At 55.5% G+C, this 21430-nt stretch carries 16 protein-coding genes; 13 read left to right on the top strand and 3 right to left on the bottom strand.

Annotated features, from left to right (window positions below):
- The first annotated feature begins 102 nt into the window (after positions 1-102).
- Positions 103-540 (top strand): DUF1810 domain-containing protein, encoded by a 438-nt coding sequence (locus tag ADIMK_RS19655; protein WP_036191792.1) that lies wholly within the window; start codon positions 103-105, stop codon positions 538-540.
- 39 nt (positions 541-579) lie between these two features.
- Here ADIMK_RS19655 and ADIMK_RS19660 read toward each other — a convergent pair whose 3' ends face one another.
- Positions 580-1974, bottom strand: a complete 1395-nt coding sequence (locus tag ADIMK_RS19660) for a glutamine synthetase family protein (protein WP_051693157.1) — start codon at positions 1972-1974, stop codon at positions 580-582.
- Positions 1975-2210: 236 nt separating this feature from the next.
- Here ADIMK_RS19660 and ADIMK_RS19665 point away from each other — a divergent pair, with 236 nt between their 5' ends.
- The 5 genes from ADIMK_RS19665 to ADIMK_RS19685 all read left to right on the top strand — a co-directional run bounded on the left by ADIMK_RS19665 (position 2211) and on the right by ADIMK_RS19685 (position 11649).
- On the top strand, positions 2211-3557 hold the full coding sequence (locus ADIMK_RS19665) for a glutamine synthetase family protein (RefSeq protein ID WP_036191795.1): 1347 nt from the start codon (positions 2211-2213) through the stop codon (positions 3555-3557).
- 3 nt (positions 3558-3560) lie between these two features.
- Positions 3561-4850, top strand: a complete 1290-nt coding sequence (locus tag ADIMK_RS19670) for an NAD(P)/FAD-dependent oxidoreductase (RefSeq protein WP_036191798.1) — start codon at positions 3561-3563, stop codon at positions 4848-4850.
- A gap of 266 nt (positions 4851-5116) precedes the next feature.
- Positions 5117-7264 (top strand): methyl-accepting chemotaxis protein, encoded by a 2148-nt coding sequence (locus ADIMK_RS19675; RefSeq protein ID WP_036191801.1) that lies wholly within the window; start codon positions 5117-5119, stop codon positions 7262-7264.
- 60 nt (positions 7265-7324) lie between these two features.
- Complete coding sequence (locus tag ADIMK_RS19680) at positions 7325-10735, top strand: hybrid sensor histidine kinase/response regulator (protein WP_036191805.1); 3411 nt, start codon at positions 7325-7327, stop codon at positions 10733-10735.
- On the top strand, positions 10735-11649 hold the full coding sequence (locus ADIMK_RS19685) for a response regulator transcription factor (protein WP_036191808.1): 915 nt from the start codon (positions 10735-10737) through the stop codon (positions 11647-11649). Before ADIMK_RS19680 ends, ADIMK_RS19685 begins: the two co-directional genes overlap by 1 nt.
- Positions 11650-11717: 68 nt before the next feature.
- On the opposite strand, the gene ADIMK_RS19690 is transcribed toward ADIMK_RS19685, so the two are convergent.
- On the bottom strand, positions 11718-12266 hold the full coding sequence (locus ADIMK_RS19690) for a carboxymuconolactone decarboxylase family protein (RefSeq protein ID WP_036191811.1): 549 nt from the start codon (positions 12264-12266) through the stop codon (positions 11718-11720).
- A 129-nt stretch (positions 12267-12395) separates the two neighbouring features.
- Between ADIMK_RS19690 and ADIMK_RS19695 the strand changes: the two genes are divergently transcribed.
- Positions 12396-13301, top strand: coding sequence for a LysR family transcriptional regulator (locus ADIMK_RS19695; RefSeq protein WP_036191815.1), 906 nt, complete (start codon positions 12396-12398; stop codon positions 13299-13301).
- 27 nt (positions 13302-13328) lie between these two features.
- On the opposite strand, the gene bamE is transcribed toward ADIMK_RS19695, so the two are convergent.
- Complete coding sequence (gene bamE, locus ADIMK_RS19700; RefSeq protein ID WP_036191817.1) at positions 13329-13691, bottom strand: outer membrane protein assembly factor BamE domain-containing protein; 363 nt, start codon at positions 13689-13691, stop codon at positions 13329-13331.
- Positions 13692-14096: 405 nt separating this feature from the next.
- Between bamE and ADIMK_RS19705 the strand changes: the two genes are divergently transcribed.
- From ADIMK_RS19705 to urtE, 6 genes are all read left to right on the top strand, one after another.
- Entirely contained in the window at positions 14097-15665 is a 1569-nt protein-coding gene (locus tag ADIMK_RS19705; RefSeq protein WP_036191819.1) for a DUF4034 domain-containing protein, read from the top strand.
- Positions 15666-15794: 129 nt separating this feature from the next.
- On the top strand, positions 15795-17081 hold the full coding sequence (gene urtA / locus ADIMK_RS19710) for an urea ABC transporter substrate-binding protein (RefSeq protein WP_197027594.1): 1287 nt from the start codon (positions 15795-15797) through the stop codon (positions 17079-17081).
- 78 nt (positions 17082-17159) lie between these two features.
- Entirely contained in the window at positions 17160-18776 is a 1617-nt protein-coding gene (gene urtB, locus ADIMK_RS19715) for an urea ABC transporter permease subunit UrtB (protein WP_036191822.1), read from the top strand.
- Positions 18777-18797: 21 nt separating this feature from the next.
- The gene (gene urtC / locus ADIMK_RS19720) at positions 18798-19862 is read left to right on the top strand and encodes an urea ABC transporter permease subunit UrtC (protein WP_231517102.1); all 1065 of its coding nucleotides are present in this window, start codon (positions 18798-18800) and stop codon (positions 19860-19862) included.
- Positions 19862-20701: an urea ABC transporter ATP-binding protein UrtD gene (urtD, locus tag ADIMK_RS19725; protein WP_036191827.1), complete on the top strand. Its 840-nt coding sequence runs from the start codon at positions 19862-19864 to the stop codon at positions 20699-20701. Before urtC ends, urtD begins: the two co-directional genes overlap by 1 nt.
- 22 nt (positions 20702-20723) lie before the next feature.
- The gene (gene urtE / locus ADIMK_RS19730) at positions 20724-21419 is read left to right on the top strand and encodes an urea ABC transporter ATP-binding subunit UrtE (RefSeq protein ID WP_036191830.1); all 696 of its coding nucleotides are present in this window, start codon (positions 20724-20726) and stop codon (positions 21417-21419) included.
- The last annotated feature ends 11 nt before the right edge of the window (positions 21420-21430 follow it).

A 21430-nucleotide genomic window follows, 5' to 3' on the forward strand; every position in this document is an offset into this window, starting at 1 on the left:
CGATTTCGGGCTGGTTATGCATTAAGGGTACACCAGCTTTGTAAAAGATCTGCTTCACGTCGTAGAGCGGCTAAGATTAGGGGAAACGGGAAGGAGACGTATATGTCGCGAGAAGCAGATCCATACAATCTCAAGCGCTTTCTCGAAGCGCAGGAGAGGGATTACAAGGTAGCGCTTTGGGAGTTGAAGTCAGGCCGAAAACGTTCGCACTGGATCTGGTATGTATTCCCTCAGATAGATGGATTGGGTCGCAGTGTTATGGCTGACCGTTATGCGATCAAATCGCTCGATGAGGCGAAAGCATATCTTGATCACCCAGTGTTGGGCGCACGCCTGAATGAGTGTGTGGATGCCATGCTCGCGCTGGAGGGTCGCAGCGCACGGGATATTCTGGGTATGCCGGACGACATGAAGGTACGCTCCTGCGCGACACTGTTCTCCGCGGTGGCGCCTGAAGGTTCAACGTTCGATAAACTGCTTGAGAAGTTTTACAGCGGCCAGAAGGACACCCAGACATTACGGCTGCTCGGCCTCGCTTAGCGGTATTAAAAAGCCGGGCCCTGAAGGCCCGGCTTGACTTCAGACTGTATGCAGGTACCAGGTGTACTCAAGATCAGAGATGGTGCGCTCGAACTGCTCCACCTCATGCTCTTTGCAGGCGATGAATACGTTGAGGAATTCGTTACCGAAGTACTCGCGCATCATGCCTGAACTTTCCAGCTCTCGTAGCGCATCCCTGAGGTTGTTGGGCAGGCTGGTTTCCTGCTGCTGATATGCATTGCCTTCGACAGGAGGCGGCGGTTCGATCTTGTGGGTGATCCCGAAATGGATCGCCGACAGCATCGCCGCCATCAACAGATAGGGGTTTGAATCGGTGCCTGCCAGACGGTGTTCAATACGGGCTGCTTCAGGTTCACCCTGTGGGATACGTAGCGCCGTCGTGCGGTTCTCGATACCCCAGCATGGCCATGTCGGCACATAGAACCCCTGACTGAAACGTCGATAGGAGTTGATGTTGGGGCAGAGGATAGCGAGATAGTCATCCATCGTTTCGATCAGGCCGCCAACCGCCCAGCGCATGATGTCGTTGGGCGTTTCATCTTCCGGATCAAGTTCGAAAACGTTTTTGCCATTCTTGTCGACAAGGCTGATATGCAGATGCATACCGTTACCGGCCTGATCGGCGTAGGGTTTGGCCATGAAGGTGGTATCCATCTCATGGTCATAGGCAACGCTTTTGATCACGCGCCGCAGCAGCGTGGCGTTGTCGCAGGACTTAATCGGGTCTGCCACGTGATGCAGGTTGATCTCGAACTGCCCGGGAGCAGACTCCGCGACGATGGTATCGGCCGGTATCCCCTGACTGCGGGCCGTTTCGATAACATCAGAGAGGAAGTCCGCGTATTCGTCGAGTTCGTCGATCGAGTAGACCTGCACGCTCTCGGGCCGCTTGCCCGAAATGGGCGATTTCGGCGGCTGAGGCTTGCCTGCGATGTTCTCCTGATCGATCAGGTAGAACTCCAGTTCGAACGCGGTAACCGGCGTCAGCTCCAGTTCGTCAAAACGTTTGATAACGCGTTTGAGTACGGTTCGAGGGTCAGCGTAGAAGGGCGTGTCCTCATCTTCGTACATGGTCATCAGTAGCTGAGCGATGGGCCGCGTTTGCCAGGGTTCCATCGTCAATGTGCCGGGAATGGGGTAGCAGGTGTGATCGGCTTCGCCGATCTCCAGCCCCAAACCTGTGCTTTCGACGGTCTCGCCCAGAATATCCAGCCCGTAGAGTGACGCCGGGAGCGCGACCCCTTTTTCAAATACCTTTTTCAATGCGGAGCGGTCGATGCGCTTGCCGCGCACGATGCCGTTCATGTCCGCGATCAGAAGATCGACAAACTGCAAATCAGGATGTTGTTCAAGGAAGGTTTCGGCTTCCGCCGAATCGGGTAGCTCCAACCACCCATTTGATTGTTCGTTCATGTTTCACCATTTAGCGCTCGGAGTACTTCAGACCCCGCTAATATCGAGTGAATGCCAAGCCCCGATTAAAGTCAATATATTAATTTTATTGAGAGTATTAGTGGTCGATTGCGCCTGTCAGGCTTTGGTTGTAACGTCAACCGCAAATGCACAGGCCTGAACAGTGGCTGGCAATTTAACTATGCTTTTCAGGTACTCGCGCAAAAATCCAACCGAGACCTGTATAGGGGGATCAGATGCAACGGCTTGAAACCTGGCTCAAGGAGAACCGGGTGACTGAAGTGGAGTGTGTTATCAGTGACCTGACCGGCATCGTCCGTGGGAAGATCTCACCGGTCGACAAATTTCTGTACGAACGCGGCATGCACCTGCCCGAGAGTGTTCTGTTGCAGACCGTCACCGGCGATTGGGTCGACGATGATATCTACTATTCACTGCTTGATCCGGCCGATATCGACATGGTCTGCCAACCCGATCCGGACGCAACCTTCCTGTTGCCCTGGACGCAGGAGCCTACGGCACAGGTCATTCACGACACATACGACCGTGACGGCAACCCTATCGAGCTCTCTCCGCGTAATGTTCTGAAAAAAGTGCTGGCGCTCTATGACGAGCAGGGCTGGCAGCCGATCGTCGCGCCGGAGATGGAGTTTTACCTGACGCAGCGGTGTGATGACCCGGATGTCCCCTTGGTGCCGCCGATCGGTCGCTCGGGCCGTCCTGAAACCGGGCGCCAGTCGTTCTCCATTGAGGCGGCGAACGAGTTCGATCCGCTGTTCGAGGATATGTACGACTGGTGCGAATATCAGGGGCTTGAGATCGATACCCTGATACATGAAGAGGGTACGGCGCAGATGGAGATCAACTTTCTCCACGGCGATGCGCTGATGCTGGCGGACCACGTTCAGGTGTTCAAGCGCACCATGCGCGAAGCCGCCATGAAGCACGGGGTGCTGGCGACCTTCATGGCCAAGCCGGTCAGTAACGAGCCGGGCAGTGCCATGCACCTGCACCAGAGCATTCTCGATGTCAAAACCGGCAGGAATATCTTCAGCAACCCCGATGGCAGCATGAGTGAGCTGTTCAAATACCACATAGGGGGTATGCAGCGTTACATCCCTGAACTGTTACCTTTGTTGGCACCGAATGTGAACTCTTTCCGCCGTTTCCTGCCTGATACCTCAGCGCCGATCAACGTGGAGTGGGGATATGCCAACAGAACCTGCGGGTTACGCATTCCGGAATCCAACGCGGAGAACCAACGGCTGGAGAACCGTCTGGCCGGTGCTGACGCCAACAGCTATCTGGCAATTGCCGCCAGTCTGCTGTGTGGCTATATGGGCATGATGGAAAAGATCGAGCCGTCTCCGGCCTGCACGGGGCGGGCGTACGAGCGCAAGAACTTCAGCCTGCCGACCACCATTGAAAGTGCGGTCGAGAAGATGGAGCAGTCCAGTGCTGCGCGCAAATATCTGGGGGATGCCTTCACCGATGGTTATATCGCGGTGAAACGTGCTGAACATGAGAACTTCAAACGGGTAATCAGCTCCTGGGAGCGTGAGTTCCTGTTACTGAGCGTGTAAATAATGACCGATCTGGATACGAACTACCCCGAGTCTTACTACGCAGCCTCCGCCAATCGGGTGCAGGACTATCCGCAACTGTCCGAGGATATCGACTGTGATGTCTGCATCATCGGTGCGGGCTACACGGGGCTTTCGACCGCGTTGCACCTGCTTGAGCGCGGTGTCAGTGTGGTGATTCTTGAACAGGCGAAGGTCGGCTGGGGCGCGTCGGGTCGTAACGGTGGCCAGATCGTCAACAGCTACAGTCGTGATATCGATGTGGTCGAGCGCGCGGCAGGCACCCAGGTTGCCGATCAGCTTGGCGTCATGGCGTTCGAAGGCGGGCGTGTCATCCGCGAGTTCGTCGAGCGCTATTCGATCCAGTGCGACCTGAAAAATGGCGGTGTTTTTGCGGCGCTCAACGCCAAGCAGATGAAGGAGCTTGAGCACCAGAAAGCGCTCTGGGAGCGTTACGGCTACGATAAGCTTGAGTTGCTTGATGCCAAGACGATGACCGGCGTTGTGGCCAGCAACCGGTATGTTGGCGGCATGCTGGATCATGGCGGTGGCCATATTCATCCACTTAACCTTGCCCTGGGTGAAGCGGACGCTGTCACCCGTATGGGTGGGCATATATTCGAACACTCTGGGGTTATTGCGATCTCCCGCGATGAGCAACCGGTTGCAGTGACCAAGCGTGGCAGTGTCCGTGCGAAAAAGCTGGTGATCGCCGGTAATGCGTATTTGGGAGGGCTGGTGCCTGAACTCAAGGCCAAATCCATGCCGTGCGGTACGCAGGTGATCGCCACCGAACCGCTGAGCGATGATCTGGCCAAGGCACTCATTCCGCAGGACTATTGCATCGAAGACTGTAACTATCTGCTCGATTATTACCGTCTCTCCGCTGACAAGCGCCTGCTGTATGGCGGTGGTGTAGTTTACGGCGCGCGCGATCCCAAAGACATTGAACGACTGGTCCGGCCTAAAATGCTCAAAACCTTTCCGCAACTCGAAGCGATCCGTATCGAGTATCGCTGGACAGGCAACTTCCTGATGACGCTCTCACGCCTGCCTCAGGTGGGGCATATCAACGAGAATATCCTGTATTCGCAGGGGTGTAGCGGGCATGGGGTGACCTATACCCATCTGGCCGGTCGGCTGTTGTCCGAACGTATACTGGGCGACTCAAAGCGCTTTGAAGCCTTCGCATCGCTGACACATTATCCGTTTCCCGGTGGCCATATGTTCCAGGTGCCGTTCAGTGCAGTGGGGGCGTGGTATTACTCCATGCGCGATCGGCTGGGGATTTAACACGGCGTATCAAATTGGTGCGAACGTTTTACAATCCTTGAACCGTTGAAGGCTTTATTTATCAATGCAGAGCGCATAGCTAAAGGCATTGTTAAAAACGACAATCTGCGCCCCATTATCGCGCAGAAAATGGTTAATGAATAAACAGTGTGCGCCAAAGCGGTGCGTTTTCTGTTTTTCGCACAAAAAACTTCCCTGATTGCACTGCACTACATTGGCGCGCTGCTTGCTTTAGCACTCCGGTCTTTTGATTCGGGAGTGAATGGATGAAGCAGTTCAAAAGCCATCAGATGAGCCTTTCAAGTGCGGAGAAACGCTGGCTACCCTGGTTTGGCAGTACCGGAAAATTGGCGATGCGTTGGTCGTGTCTGCTGAATCGGGATGCCACCGAGGTGCTAGAGCACACATTCGAGGGTGTTGCCCGAATACGTGTGGCGATTCTCGAGCGCTGGGCCCGCAGCCAGTGGAGCCACCTTGAAAGCCTTGCCGATCAGTTGGCTGAGCATCATCCAGAACTTGATCCCGCATTGTTTGACAACAAACTGAGTCAGGCAGGTGACTTTTCAGAGCTGTTTTTCGTGACCGCTACAGGTGAGGTGGCGCACTCCACGGCACAGGGGCGTGCCGGGGCGATGGTTGTCGATACCCGCGCATTGAACGAAGGGCTGAAGCAGCCTTTTCTCCACGGCCCATACACTGATCCGATAACTGAGCAGTTAGGGCCCTCAAGCTCCAAGTTTCACGATCAGGTGACGCTGATGTTCTATCAGCCGCTTAAGGTGGGCGGTGAGGTCATAGGCTGCGTCTGTGGCCGTGTACCCAACGATGTAATCGGTGACCTGATTCAGCGTGAGGCCGGGCATATTTACCCCGAGTCCGGCGATAACTATCTGTTTATGGTTGAGTCGCGGTTCGACCGATCTATCCAGCAAGGTTCAGCCCTGTCGCGCTCGCGCTTTGAGGACGACACTTTCTCCCACGGCGAAAATCTGAAAAGCGGTATTCATACCGGTTTTGGCACTGTGCGCATTCAGCGGCATACCGAGTTCGAGATCCGCTTTACTGACCCGGCGACCGGCCAACTGCACCCTGGTGTACGCGAGACGATCCGCAACGGTGAAAATCTCTATGTGCTCTATCCCGGGTATTCCGACTACCGCCACATACCGGTTATCGGCAAGGGTGTGACCTTCCAGCTGCCGGGCTCGCCTGATCGCTGGGGCATGATGTGCGAAGCGGATCTCGAGGAGGTTTATCGCCGTCGCTCCATCAGCTACAAGCAGGCGCGCCTGCTAACACTCACCATGGGCGGCGCTTGGGGGCTCGGTGCTGTTTTGCCTGCTCTTCTGGATATGCAAGCGGTGTACACCTATCTGGCGCAGGGTATGCTCCTGCTAGGTGGGGGCCTGATATATATGGCATGTGGCCCGAAAAGGCTGGCCCGTCGCATGGATCGCATGACCGACGTGATACGCACTTTGGCAGAGGGCGAGGGCAACCTGCGTCAGCGGATCGATACCGAGAGCATGTCTAATGATGAGACCAACGACCTGTCCCGATGGATCAACAGCTTTGTCGATAACCTTGATGCAATTGTCGGACAGGTGATCAAGGCCGCCGACGGTGTTGAGCGCAGCAGCGATACCATGCAGGCGCGTAACCAGATCGCCCATCAGTCGGCCAATCGGGTGAAGAGTGCCGTGGATGGCATGATGGCACTCGTATCGGAGCAGCTTGATGATATCTCCAAGGCGTCGATGACCGCCGAGGAGATGCGTGCAGCCATGGAGCAGGTGGTGGAAGAGGCACGCCGCAGCTACGAAAACGCACGCGAAGGTACCCAAACCATTCGCGACGTGGTGCTGACATCGGCACAGAGAATGCAGGGGCTCAACCAGCGCACATCGGAGATTGGCGAGATCGTCAACGTTATCACCGATATCACGGCACAGACCAATCTGCTGGCGTTGAACGCGGCCATTGAGGCTGCACGCGCCGGCGAGCACGGTAGGGGATTCTCGGTTGTGGCCGACGAAGTACGGGGATTGGCGGCACGTACGGAAGCGGCGGCTCAGGATATCGGCTCCAAGATCGAGCGGATTCAGATCGAAAGCGGCGAGGCGGTGCGTTTTATGGAGAAGGGGGTCGAAGATGTGGATCAGAACCTGCAAATGACGCAGGACGCCGCAACCGACAACGCCGAGCTGCATCGACTGGTGGAGCAGATGTTCTCCATCATCAAGCATATCGACGAGAGCAGTCAGCGCAACGGCAAGACCGCTGGGGATGTTGCGCAGATAAGTGGCGAGATGAGTGAGGCGATCCGCACGCTTAAGGTGACTTCAGATCAGGCGCGGGTAACCGCGTCCAAGCTGCAGCAACTGGTCGGCTCGTTCGAGGTCTCCCATGCCTGATCGGCCTAGGGTTTCCCCTGGGGCTTGCAAACTCCGTAACTGAGGATACACAACACACGCATGCTGCCGTCGCAAACGATTCTCAAGGTGCGCCGCCACTACAACAAGTGGGTCGCCAACCAGATGCTCGAGGACTACGCCCTGCGCTTCACATCAAGGGCGGGACGGCGCATGTCCATCGACCGGGTGGCCAAGACCGCACTCGGGGCGACGGCGTTTCTGGCACTAGAGGGGATCGCGGCGGCGGTAACGCTCAGCTACGGCTTTACCAATACGCTGATCGCGATGCTGGTGGTGTGTCTGGTGTTCTTTATCACCGGCTTTCCGATCAGCTACTACTCTGCCAAACACGGCCTGGATATCGATCTACTGACACGCGGCGCGGGCTTTGGATACCTCGGGTCTACCATTACGTCACTGATCTACGCCTCTTTCACCTTTATCTTCTTTGCGATAGAAGCGGCTATTCTCGCCTCGGCACTGCAGGCGCTGTTCGGTATTCCGCTATCGGTCGGGTATGTGATCTGTGCCGTTGCGGTGATACCGGTAGTCACCCACGGTATATCGGCGATAAGCCGTTTTCAGGTCGGCACCCAAACGCTGTGGTTGCTGTTGCAGTGCTCGGCGCTGGCGGTGGTGGTGTTCTTCGAATACCAGCACATGGGCGATTGGGTGAACTTCGCGCCGGTGGGCCGCTCGCAAGAGGGGCACTTCGATATTCTGCTGTTCGGTGCTGCGGCCTCTGTCTTCTTTGCCATGGTGGCGCAGATCGGTGAACAGGTGGACTACCTGCGCTTCATGCCGCCCAAAACCGAAGAGAACAAGCGCCGCTGGTGGTTCTGGCTGATTCTGGCAGGTCCCGGTTGGGTGTTTGTGGGCCTGATCAAGATGCTGCTTGGCTCGTTTCTGGCGTATCTGGCAATCAGTCAGGGGGAGACCTTCGCCCGTGCCAGTGACCCCACCTACATGTACCAGATGGTGTTCGCCTATCTGACTCACTCGCCATCGGTATCGCTGGTGCTGGCGGCGCTGATGGTGATCCTCTCGCAGATGAAGATCAACGTTACCAACGCCTATGCAGGCTCAATTGCGTGGTCGAACTTCTTCTCGCGCCTCACGCACAGCCACCCGGGCCGGGTGGTCTGGCTGGTGTTCAACGTGGCGATTGCACTGATCCTGATGGAGCTGGGTATCTATCAGGCGCTGGAGGCGATTCTCGGCATATTCGCCATAGTGGCAGTTAGCTGGCTGGCGTCTCTGGCCGCGGATCTGTTGATCAATAAACCGCTGGGCTTAAGTCCCCCCTATGTTGAGTTCAAGCGCGCCCATCTGTATGACATCAACCCGGTGGGTACCGGTTCCATGCTGCTGGCGACCACACTGGGGGTGCTGTGCTATCTGGGCTGGTTCGGTGAGGTGGTGAAAACCCTGTCCCACTTTGTCAGCCTTGTAACCTGCTTTATCGCTGTGCCACTGATCGCATGGCTCACCGGTGGCCGCTACTACCTCGCGCGGCAACCGGCGGATGCGGAGCTCGCGGTGCATCAGTGTGCCGAACACCCGGGCCATATCACCTGCGGTATCTGTGAGAATCGTTTCGAGCGCGAGGACATGAGTTATTGTCCGGCCTATGGGCAGCCGATCTGTTCGCTGTGCTGTTCACTGGATGCGCGTTGTATGGACAGCTGCAAACCGCGGGCACGTTTCTCTGCCCAGCTGATTGGCTTTTTACGGCTGTTTTTGCCGCGCAGTATCGTACGCACCATCAACTCCCGGTTTGGCCGTTTTGTCGGCATGCTGCTGCCGGTTAACTTGTTGTTGGGAGCCTTGCTGGCGCTCGTGTACAGGCAGATGCAACCAGAAGACCCGGTGCAGGTTGAGCTGCTCAGCCAGACACTCTGGACCCTGTTCTTTGTGTTGTTGATCGCCTCGGGCGTCATCACCTGGTTTTTCCTGCTGGCACATGAAAGTCGCTGGGTGGCGCAGAAAGAGTCCAACCGCCAAACGCGAAAACTGATCCGAGAGATCGAGGCGCACGAGCAGACTGACCTTGCCTTGCAGCAGGCCAAAGAGCAGGCCGAGCGTGCCAATGCGGCCAAGAGCCGCTACATCAGCGGCATCAGTCATGAACTGCGCACGCCCCTGCAATCGATACTCGGCTATGCGCAACTGCTGGCCGACCAGCCTGAGACGCCCGTACGCATGAAGCCCGGGCTTAACACCATCCACCGCAGCGGCCAGTATCTTGCCGACCTGATAGAGGGCCTGCTCGATATTTCAAAGATCGAAGCGGGCAGACTGGAGCTGTACCGCAACCAGGTGCAATTGCCTGAGTTGATAGACCAGTTTGCCGATATGTTCGCAATGCAGGCCAGCGGCAAGGGGATAGCGTTTCACTGCCGAATACTCGACCCGCTGCCGCAATTGGTGATCGCCGACGAGAAGCGTTTGCGTCAGATACTGATTAACCTGCTTTCCAATGCGGTTAAATACACAGCAAGCGGGCAGGTTGAGTTCGAAATCCGCTACCGTAATCAGGTAGCCGAGTTCAGCATACGGGATACGGGCCCAGGTATCCCCAAGGCGCATCTGGCACGGATTTTCGACCCCTTCGAGCGGGTGCGTACCGCCGACAGCCCGAATCTGCCGGGCACTGGGCTAGGGCTTACGATCGTAAAACTACTGACCGAAATTATGGGCGGCGATCTACAGGTTGAGAGTGAGCCGGGGCGGGGCAGCTGCTTCTCGGTAAGTCTGATGTTGCCTTGGCTGGATCCGCAAACCCGTGATAAAACCAAGGCGCAGCGTGTTGTTGGGTATGCCGGATATCAGCGCACGGTGTGTTTAGTGGACGACGATCCGGTCTTGCGTGGCCTGCTGTCCGATTTGCTGACCCCCCTGGGCTTCAGGGCGTTGGAAGCGCACGACGCCGAGGCCTGTCTGGCGTTGCTGCAAAACAGCCAACCTGATCTATTCCTGCTGGATATATCGATGCCCGGCATGAACGGTCTGCAACTGGCCAGAGAGTTGCGCAATCGCAGCATAGATGCCCCCATCATCATGCTTTCGGCCGATGCGCGTGAATATCGCAAGGACGTTGGCGTAGAAACGGCGTATAACGACTATCTGGTCAAACCCGTGGAGAATCAGGCGCTGCTCGATAGAGTTGCGCGGCACCTGAAACTGGAGTGGATTTATCAGAGTGCAGAGACTGAGCCTGCGCCTCCCGAACCTCGCGTGGCATTAAGCGAGTCGCCATCAGCCGACATGGATTGGTCGATACCGGATCATGAACTCATTCATGAACTGCGTGCCTATGCCGAGATCGGTTATCGAAAAGGCGTGCGTGCAACACTTGAAAAACTGGACCAACAGGGCGTGCTTGATGCGCCGACGCTACAACACCTGAATAAACTGACCAGCACACTACAGTTTGCACAGCTGGCTCAGTGCCTGGAGCTTTCAGACTGATGAACAGCAATAACGCCCCTACCGATATCGCGCTTGTGGTCGATGACTCGCCGGACACCCTGAGTCTGATCAACGACGCGCTTGAGGCAGCCGGTATCGATGTACTGGTGGCACTGGAGGGACGGCAGGCGCTGAGCATCGCCAAGCGTATGCGACCGGACATCATCTTGATGGATGGTGTCATGCCCCATATGGATGGGTTTGAAGCCTGTCGGGCACTGAAAGCGGATCCGGAGCTGCAATCCATACCGGTGATCTTCATGACGGGGCTTGCCGATACCAACGATGTGATCAAAGGGCTCGAAGCTGGTGGGGTGGATTACCTGACCAAACCGATCAACCCCAATGAACTCTTGGCGCGCATGAAGGTGCATCTTGATAACGCACGTCTGGCGAACAGTGCCCGCAGCGCACTCGACAGTCTCGGTCAGCACCTGCTTACCGTCAGTGACGATGGCCACATACGCTGGGCAACGCCGCAAACACATGCACTGCTTGCCCGGGCAAGGGCTGACGAGGCATGGCAGCACAAGCACCTTGCGCCACAGATTCGATACTGGCTGGATCACACGCCACAGGTGGAGGAACAGCTAAGTCTTGAAGGCCTTGACTACCCACTGGCGCTGAAGCTTATCAGCCATGAGGGCAACGGCGAAAAGCTGATGAAACTGCTGGATCTTCAACGTACCGACGGCGCTGCCATGTTGCGTGAGAAGCTCGATCTGACTGAGCGCGAATCACAGGTGCTGTTCTGGATCGCCAACGGAAAAACCAACCGGGAAGCGGCAGAGATACTCGAGATGAGCCCGCGTACCGTCAATAAGCATCTGGAGCAGATCTTTCCCAAACTGGGCGTCGAGAACCGCACAGCTGCGGCGGGCGTGGCATTAAGAATTCTGGTTGCGAACCAGTGAACGTAAAACGGTTGGGCCTTATGCAATTTCGAGGGTAAGGGGTGGCGACGGTGCCACCCCTTTTCCTTTTATGCGGCCAGTGTATCGACAATGGGAAAGTCGATCTCTGTACCCAATACTTCGTTGATGTAGTTGGTCAGGGTGTTCAGGGCTACGTGCCCTACAATCTCGACGATCTCAGCGTCGCTATAACCTGCCGCACGGGCCGAGGCGACATCGCTGTCTGAGACCTTGCCGCGATTTTTCGCAATCTTCACTGCAAACTCAACCGCTGCAGCGGCCTTGGCATCGCCAGACGTACCACGACGGTTCGCCTCGATTTCAGCAGCACTGAGCTTGGCCAGATGGGTGGCCAGGTACTGGTGTGCGGACAGGCAGTAGGTGCAGTCGTTGATCTCGGCAATCGCCAACGCAATACGCTCACGGGTCTGGGCATTCAGCGAACCATTTCCGAGTGCACCGTTGAGACCGAGGTAACCCTGAAGTGTCTGAGGGCTGTTAGCGACGATTCGGAACAGGTTGGGTACGCTGCCCAGCAGTTTGTTGACGGCGTCAAGCGATGCTTGTGAGGCTTCGGGTGCATCCTGAATGGTGGCGGGGGTAGGTATACGGGACATGTTTAACTCCTATTGACTCTTAAAAGGGAGAATCCAGCATACAATTGGAATTATTGTTGGTAATTGGTGTAAGAGTTAATTGACTATTGCTATATATGCAATAAAAGATGGTCCAACAGGTAGCGTCGAATGGATAAGCTGGAAGCAATGCGGGTGTTTGTCGAGGTTGCCGAATGTAAAAGTTTCGTCGCTGCCAGCCGTCAGCTCGACCTCTCGGCCCCGGCAGTCACACGTTCGGTTGCGCAGCTCGAACATGAGCTTGGTACGCGCCTGTTTAACAGAACCACCCGTCATGTGCGCCTTACAGACGCAGGTGCGCGGTTTCTTGAGGATGCCAAGCGCATTCTGGAGGAGGTTGAACAGGCGATAGCCCTGGCATCGGGGAGTTACGCCGAGCCAAAGGGCGTTTTATCTGTCACCGCGCCGGTCTTGTTTGGACAGATCCATATCACACCTATTCTGACGGAATACCTGAGTCAGAATCAGTCGGTAACGGTAAAGGCGCAATTCTATGATCGCGTGAGCAATATACTCGACGAAGGGCTGGATGTGGCTATCCGCATCGGCCACTTAAAGGATTCGAGCTACTATGCGATCCCGGTCGGAAGCGTGTGCAGGCTGCTGTGCGCCTCGCCTGACTATCTGAAACGACGGGGGGAACCCCTGCATCCGGATGATCTTGCCGATCATGAGATCATCCAGTCCTCAACGGTTGAGCCGTCAACGGCATGGCAGTTTGAATCCCCGCGAGGGCGGCTGTCTGTAAAGCTATCGCCACGCCTTTGCTGTTCGCAGAATGGCGCGGCGATCACGGCCGTGAAGCAGGGTTTCGGTATTACACGTCTGATGTCGTACCAGGTAGGTGAAGAGCTGATGAACGGATCGCTGGTGCGGATTTTAACGGAATACGAACCTGAACCGCTGCCGGTGAGTATCGTCTATCTCGAAGGGCGGCAGGCCAATGCGAAGATTCGATCGTTCATTGACCTTGCCGTCGCCCGTTTGAAGGAAAATCCGTTTATCAACCATTACTGAACCGGTTAACGGGTTTAACCTGAGTCCTCAGAGCCCATTCAGCATAAGGTTGCATGTCGCCAGCGGCGCCGCGAAAGGGGAGTATTCGGTCGCGTTCACCAGCGCTTTTACCGCCTTGTCGCCCTCAAAGGTAATGATCATCTCACACTTCCCCTGAGTCGCCTTTTTGTCCTGAATCATATCCGAGTGGTAGGTCCATACGGATGTGTTTGGGCCGGTATGTTCCACCGTGCGCGGGCTACCCAAGGTGCTTTGCATCTGTGCAGGTGTCTTGGTGACAAGGTAGTCGCTCACCTCATCAGGCGTGACGAAACGGCTGGTTGTGGTGGCGCAGCCAGCGATAAAGAGACCCATCACGCTGGCGGTAAGTGCAGTGGCGATTTTAAACATTTAACCTGATCCTTATAAGTTCAGAGGGTAACGGTTGGCCCTATGCAAGCCAGCGTCGGATTTCTCGTTGGCTGGTATGTTGATGGCTTTGACCTGTCAGGGGGCAGGGTGTTCAGTCAGGTTGGAGTCTCGTGGTTGGGCCAACGCTATTTTAATGATCTCTTTGAATGCCGGATATAGCCCTGGGTGATTGTCATAAAGTGCGTTGGGTTTCATCATCAATTCACATGTGCGTCTTGTGCCTTTTGCGGAAAGGCCGCACACTGGTGCAGGCATCAAACAGGCAATAGAGACACGAATACGCCGACAATGTATCCCAAGGGATAGATTGATGGACAGGTAGAATTGACAGGTGATTCAGCCATCTGAAAAGGCTTGGGAGCCGGTTTATCAAGGATGAACATAATGACAAAAAGGAAAGCTACAAGCTTCGTAATATTGATTTCCATAATCGCTTTCGCGTCTTTTTATATGAAAGACGATTTCCAGAACTTGTATGATGTTCTATCCAATAACGATACAGCCGGCTCTTCATCCGGCCCATCCAGAGCATACTGGAAAGATATAAGCGGCCTGGATGAGGATAAGATTACAGCCTATTTAGCTATCAGGGAAACGTTTGAAGAGGGCGATTTTTCAGCTCTGGAAGCTCACTTCAAACCGCTTTTGAAAGAGTTGAAAAACGATACGGCTGTTGAAGGTTCGATTAATTTTGCAATCAGCGCCCTTAGAAGTGGCGCACCGCAACACCAGATTCTCCTTGATAATTGGATTGCTCAATACCCCGAATCGGCTATAGCGCATCTGGTAAGAGCTAACTACTTCTCCTATGTGGGTGGATTATACCGCGGGGATGATTATTACCGAGAGCTCTCGGATGAGCAGAAACAGAATTGGCATTATTACGCTGATAAAGCCAACATGGATCTCAGTCGATCACTGGAACTGGATCCATCCATTACCATTACTTACGCGGATCGAATATATAATTCCGGTGGCACGGGGCAGGAGAAGTTCAACCTCATCGCGGAAGCTTTTGATGCGAGGCCTGAATCCTATGCGATACGTGCAGCTGCACTGAGCATGAGTAGACCCCGTTGGGGAGGCTCGATGACAGCGCTTGAGGCGATTGTAGAGGACACGCGACGATTCGTAGATCAAAACGCGTCTCTCAAGCCGCTGTTGGGATACGTTGAGTATGAAAGGGCATCGAAACTTTTTAAGGAGAAACGATACTACGAAGCAAAGCAGGCCTTCGCGAAAGCGTTATCGCACGGTAATGCCGGGCAATATCTGAGCTTGAGAGCGCTTATGCTTAGGTACGTCGATGAGGCCGACAAAGCGTTCAAGGATTATATGGCGATTATGGATATCGCGCCCGTCGATGCCAATAACTACTACTGGATAGGGCGACACTACTATCATAAGGGCGAGCATGACAAAGCGATTAAATATTTGTCACTTGCAGCGCAACTGCGCCCCTATGACTATGATGCTCAATATTTTTATGGCCTTGAGCTTGAAAATATAAAGAGTCATAAAGAAGCAGCGAACGCCTACAAAAGTGCATTGTATTACACGATAGAAAAAGGCGGAAAAGCATGGATGCGCCTTGGTAACCTGTACAGTGACTCTTTTCATGACGCAAAAAAAGCACGCTATGCTTATGTAATGGCACTTCAGGACGACCCTGAATCACCCCTTATATGGTTTAACTATTCGTTTTTCCTCGGCGATCAAAAGGATTGCGATATAATCGGCGCTGCCTATATCCACAGCAAAGTGTGTGAGATGGATAAAAATAAGAAGGACAGTTATTGTGCAGCGAAATACCTCGACAGAGACAACGGTATCTTAACGGCTTTGTCGGAAGAGGGAACCTGCCCTGCTATCGGGGACTATATAAGCGCTGGGCGAGACCCGTTGAAACTGGAAGAAACGATTGATCGCCGAGCGTTCCTCACCTCGCAGTAAGGCCGCTTGCCCGCTATACGTCAAATGACGTACCCGAGGTCGCTGATCAACGCATACCGCCCCTTTAACCCTTCGATAACAATCGATAGCAGGTGTTCTTGCGAATCTGACAATCGAAGGGGTAACAAGATGCGAATGAAGAAACTGGCAGCAGGTGTGGCACTGGGTCTGGGTGCGTCGGTGTTGAGCTTTAGCGCACTGGCCGCCGAAACCATCAAGGTGGGTGTGTTGCACTCGCTCTCCGGCACCATGGCCATCAGTGAAACCACACTGAAAGACACCATGCTGATGCTGATCGATGAGCAGAACAAGAAGGGCGGCCTGCTCGGTAAACAGCTGGAGGCTGTGGTGGTCGATCCGGCCTCCAATTGGCCGCTGTTCGCGGAGAAAGCCCGTGAACTGATCGAGAAGGATAAGGTGTCGGCGGTATTCGGCTGCTGGACATCGGTTTCCCGCAAATCTGTACTGCCGGTATTCGAAGAGCTGGATAGCCTGCTGTTCTACCCAGTTCAGTATGAGGGCGAAGAGTCTTCCAAGAACGTGTTCTACACCGGTGCGGCGCCCAACCAGCAGGCGATTCCGGCCGTTGACTACCTGAAGAACGAACTGGGTGTCGAGCGCTGGGTACTGGCCGGTACCGACTACGTCTACCCGCGTACCACCAACAAGATCCTTGAGGCCTACCTGAAATCCATGGGTGTGGCAGAAGAGGATATCCTGATCAACTACACGCCATTCGGTCACTCCGATTGGCAGTCGATCGTGTCCGACATCAAGAAGTTCGGATCAGAAGGCAAGAAAACCGCGGTGGTTTCCACCATCAACGGTGATGCCAACGTGCCGTTTTATAAGGAGCTAGGTGCTCAGGGCGTGACCGCCGATGATATCCCGGTTGTGGCTTTCTCGGTCGGTGAAGAGGAGCTCGCCGGTATCGATACCGCGCCGCTGGTCGGCCATCTTGCGGCCTGGAACTACTTTATGAGCGTCGACAGCGAGCAGAATGACGAATTCATCGAGTCCTGGCATAAGTTCATCAAGAATGAAGACCGTGTCACCAACGACCCGATGGAAGCGCACTATATCGGCTTCAATATGTGGGTAGAGGCGGTTAAGAAAGCCGGCACCACTGATCCGGATGCGGTGCAGGACGCACTGATCGGCATCGCCGTTCCCAACCTGACCGGTGGCTACGCAACCATGATGCCTAACCATCACATCTCCAAGCCGGTACTGATCGGCGAGATTCAGGATGACGGTCAGTTTGCCGTGGTCTCCAGCACGCCGGGTACTGTTGTAGGTGATGCATGGTCGAACTACCTCGAAGGATCCAAGGACATCATCTCTGATTGGCGTGCACCGCTCTCCTGCGGTAACTACAACGTCAAAACCGGCAAGTGCTCCGGTCAGAACTTCTGATTACGCTTGCCTGATCCAATCGCCGGTCCCGCAACGCGGGGCCGGTGTTCCCACCTTCTTGCTTCCGGGTATTGACCAATGACGATACGGACATTTGGCGGATTCTGCCTGCTTTGTCTGTTGTTTCTGCTCGTCCCGCTGCGCGCATCTGCAGCCGGTGATGAAGCGGTCTACAACGAAGCGGCCAAGCTTCTGACCAGTCGTAGCTTCGATGAAAAGGAGCAGGCGATTCGACTGCTGGCCGACAACAATCATCCGCAAACCAAACAGCTGATGACACTGCTCATGGAGAGCCGTCTGTACTTCAACAAGAAGGATGATGGGCTTTACCAGATCGATGATTATGAAACGGACAAACCCGCTATTTCGTTGTTGAACAATGAGCCGGTAGCGATTGAGAAGAAACGGGACTTCAAGAAAATCACGCTGAATAACCAGCTCAGATCGCTGGTCAGGCAGATTCAAGCCGAGATCGGACTGAAATCACCCGACCTGTCACGTCGCCTTGCGGCGGTGCGCGAAATGCTCGGTTCAATGGACGAGGATGCGTTGGCACTGATACGCAAGGCCTACGCAAAAGAGGATAGCGCTACGGTACGCGAGGTGATGCAGATTGCTATCGCCATCGGCGAGCTGCCAGCGGCTGACGAGGCACGGGCACGCGATGCGGTTGCGACACTGGCCGGCTCACTTGAGCCCGATGCCCGCAATGCGCTGACCCAGTTTGCGGGGTCGACCGATAATGCAGCCCTGAAGGCGGCCGCCGAGAAGGCGTTGGCGGAGATCGAGCAGCGCGCGCGCTTTTATGGTGGTGTCGAGACACTCTATTTTGGTTTGAGCCTGGGCTCTGTGCTGGTGTTGGCCGGTATCGGACTCGCCATCACCTTCGGTGTGATGGGGGTCATCAATATGGCCCACGGCGAGCTGATCATGTTGGGCGCCTACACGACTTACGTCATTCAGCAGTTGATGCCCAACCACATCGGGTTGTCGTTGATCGTGGCGATTCCCTGCGCTTTTCTGGTCTCGGCACTGGTGGGTATTGCCATTGAACGGGGTGTTATCCGCTTCCTCTATGGCCGACCGTTGGAAACGCTGCTGGCCACATTCGGTATCTCGCTGGTCCTCCAACAGGCGGTGCGTACCATCTTCTCGCCACTGAACCGAAGCGTTGCAACGCCGGAATGGATGAGTGGGCTGATCGAGATAAACCCGGTGCTGTCGTTGACCACCAGCCGTCTGTACATCATTGCGTTCTGTCTGCTGGTGTTCTTTGCGCTGTTGTTGGTCCTCAAGCGCACATCACTGGGCCTTCAGGTGAGGGCCGTATCCCAAAACCGTGCCATGGCCCGCGCAATGGGCGTGCGCTCCGAGTGGGTTGATGCATTGACCTTCGGACTTGGATCAGGGGTGGCAGGGGTTGCCGGTGTGGCGCTGTCCCAGCTGACTAACGTGGGGCCGAACCTGGGTCAATCGTACATTATCGACTCGTTTATGGTTGTGGTCTTCGGTGGCGTCGGCAACCTCTGGGGCACGCTTGTGGCTGGTCTCAGCCTTGGCGTGGCGAATAAAGTGCTGGAACCCTGGGCCGGTGCGGTACTGGCCAAGATTCTGGTGCTGGTGTTCATCATCCTGTTTATCCAAAAGCGCCCGCGCGGTCTCTTTCCGCAGCGTGGCCGGGCGGCGGAGGGCTGATCGATGTTTCTGTGGAGGATAATGAAGGATGATCGTGGCGGGCAGATTCTGTTAGCCCTGCTGGCAGCGTCTATCGTGCTGGTGCCGATCCTGAACGGCTTGCCGTCGGATTCTGCACTGCACCTGCCGACCTATACCGTCACCTTGATCGGAAAATACCTGACACTTGCCCTGCTGGCGGTGGCTGTGGATCTGGTCTGGGGGTATCTGGGCATACTGACACTGGGTCACGGTGCGTTTTTTGCGCTCGGTGGTTATGCCATGGGGATGTACCTGATGCGCCAGATCGGTGATCGCGGTGTCTACGGTAACCCGGAGTTGCCCGATTTCATGGTGTTTCTCAACTGGCAGGAGCTGCCCTGGTTCTGGCAAGGATTTGACCAGTTCTGGTTTGCCGCGATCATGGTGATGCTCGTGCCGGGCGCTCTTGCGTTTGTCTTCGGTGCGCTGGCGTTTCGCTCCCGTGTGTCGGGCGTCTACCTGTCGATCATCACTCAGGCGCTTACTTTTGCCCTGATGCTGGCGTTTTACCGCAACGAAATGGGTTTTGGCGGCAACAACGGATTGACCGATTTCAAGGATCTGCTTGGCTTTAGCCTGCAATCCAACTCGACCCGTATCGGCTTGTTTATCGCCTCGGCACTGGCGTTGGCGTTTGGCTATCTGCTCTGTCGTTACCTGATGCAAAGCCGTCTGGGCCGGGTCTGCGTGGCGGTGCGCGATGCCGAATCCCGTGCGCGTTTCATGGGCTACAGAGTGGAAAACGTCAAACTCTGGATCTTCACCATCTCGGCGATGATCGCCGGTGTCGCCGGTGCGCTCTATGTGCCACAGGTGGGCATTATCAACCCCAACGAGTTCTCGCCGTTGAACTCCATCGAGGTGGTGGTCTGGGTAGCGGTCGGCGGGCGCGCTACGCTCTACGGCGCTGTTGTCGGCGCATTGGTGATCAACTACGCGAAAAGTTATTTCACGGCCGAGTTGCCGGATGTCTGGCTGTTCGCGCTGGGCGGGCTGTTTGTGCTGGTCACACTGTTGCTGCCGCGCGGTATTACCGGGTTGCTCAGAAGTAAGGAGGCGGTGTGATGAGTCTACAATCAACCGTGGCTGAGGTGCTTGATCGCGAGCATGTCTTCTCGTTCATGACGCCCCAGAGTACGGCGAAGCTGAACGTCGACAAAAACGTACTGCTCTATCTGGAAGGTATCTCGGTCAGCTTTGATGGCTTCAAGGCGATCAACGATCTGAACCTGTATATCAACGATGGCGAGCTGCGCTGCATCATCGGGCCCAACGGGGCGGGTAAAACCACGATGATGGATATCATCACTGGCAAGACGCGGCCCGATACGGGCGCTGCCTGGTTTGGCCAGACCATCAACCTGCTGGATATGGACGAACCCGCCATTGCGCAGGCGGGCATTGGGCGCAAGTTTCAAAAACCGACGGTATTTGAGTTTTTAACCGTGTTCGAGAATCTGGAGCTTGCCATGGCGGGCGACAGGGCCGTTCTGAAAATTCTTGGTGCACGCATCAACGGTGAGCAGCGCGATCGCCTCGATGAGGTGTTGGAGCTGATCGGCCTGAAAGAGCTGCCGCATATGCGTGCGGGCAGTCTGTCGCATGGCCAGAAGCAGTGGCTCGAGATCGGCATGTTGCTGATGCAACAGCCGCGTCTGTTACTGGTGGATGAGCCTGTCGCGGGCATGACGCATCAGGAAATGGACCGTACCGCGGAGCTGCTCACATCGCTGGCGGGCAAGCACTCAGTGGTGGTGGTCGAGCACGATATGGACTTCGTCCGCAGTCTGGCGGGGAAAGATCGCACGGTAACGGTGCTGCATCAGGGCAGTGTGTTGGCTGAAGGGCGGATGGAGCAGGTACAGAACAACCGCAAAGTGGTTGAGGTTTACCTTGGCGAATAGGGGCGAGGCGGGAGAGAGCGTCATGTTGGAGATACAGGGTCTCAACCAGTATTACGGCCAGAGCCACACGCTTTGGGATGTTGAGCTTAAAGTAAATGCCGGTGAATGCACGGTACTGATGGGCCGCAACGGTGTGGGCAAGACCACGCTATTGCAATGCATCATGGGGCATCAGCCGGTCAAGAGCGGATCTGTTCAGTTCAAGGGAGAGGACCTGCTCAAACGCTCGGTCGAGCAGCGTCCGCGTGTGGGCATTGGCTACGTGCCTCAGGGACGGCAGATTTTCCCACTGCTGACGGTGGAGGAGAATCTGCAGATTGGCTTGCCGGTGTTGCCCCGTGGCAAACGCAAGGTGCCCGATTTTATTTTCGATCTGTTTCCGGTGTTGGGCGAGATGATGAAACGCAGAGGCGGCGACCTCTCCGGTGGTCAGCAACAGCAGCTGGCCATCGGTCGCGCGTTGGTGGTTGATCCGCAGCTGTTGATACTCGATGAACCCACCGAGGGAATACAGCCCAACGTGGTGCAGGAGATCGGCGATATCATCCGTCGATTGAACCGCGAGATGAACCTGACGGTGCTGCTGGTCGAGCAGAAACTACCTTTTGCGCGCAAAGTCGGCGACCGCTTCTGTATACTTGATCGAGGCCGCGCGGTAGCGAACGGCGCCATGTCTGATCTCGATGATCAGCTGGTGAAAGAGTATCTGACGGTTTAAAAGACTGTTAA

The organism is Marinobacterium lacunae (assembly GCF_000705555.1).
In the GTDB taxonomy this organism is placed as follows: domain Bacteria; phylum Pseudomonadota; class Gammaproteobacteria; order Pseudomonadales; family Balneatricaceae; genus Marinobacterium_D; species Marinobacterium_D lacunae.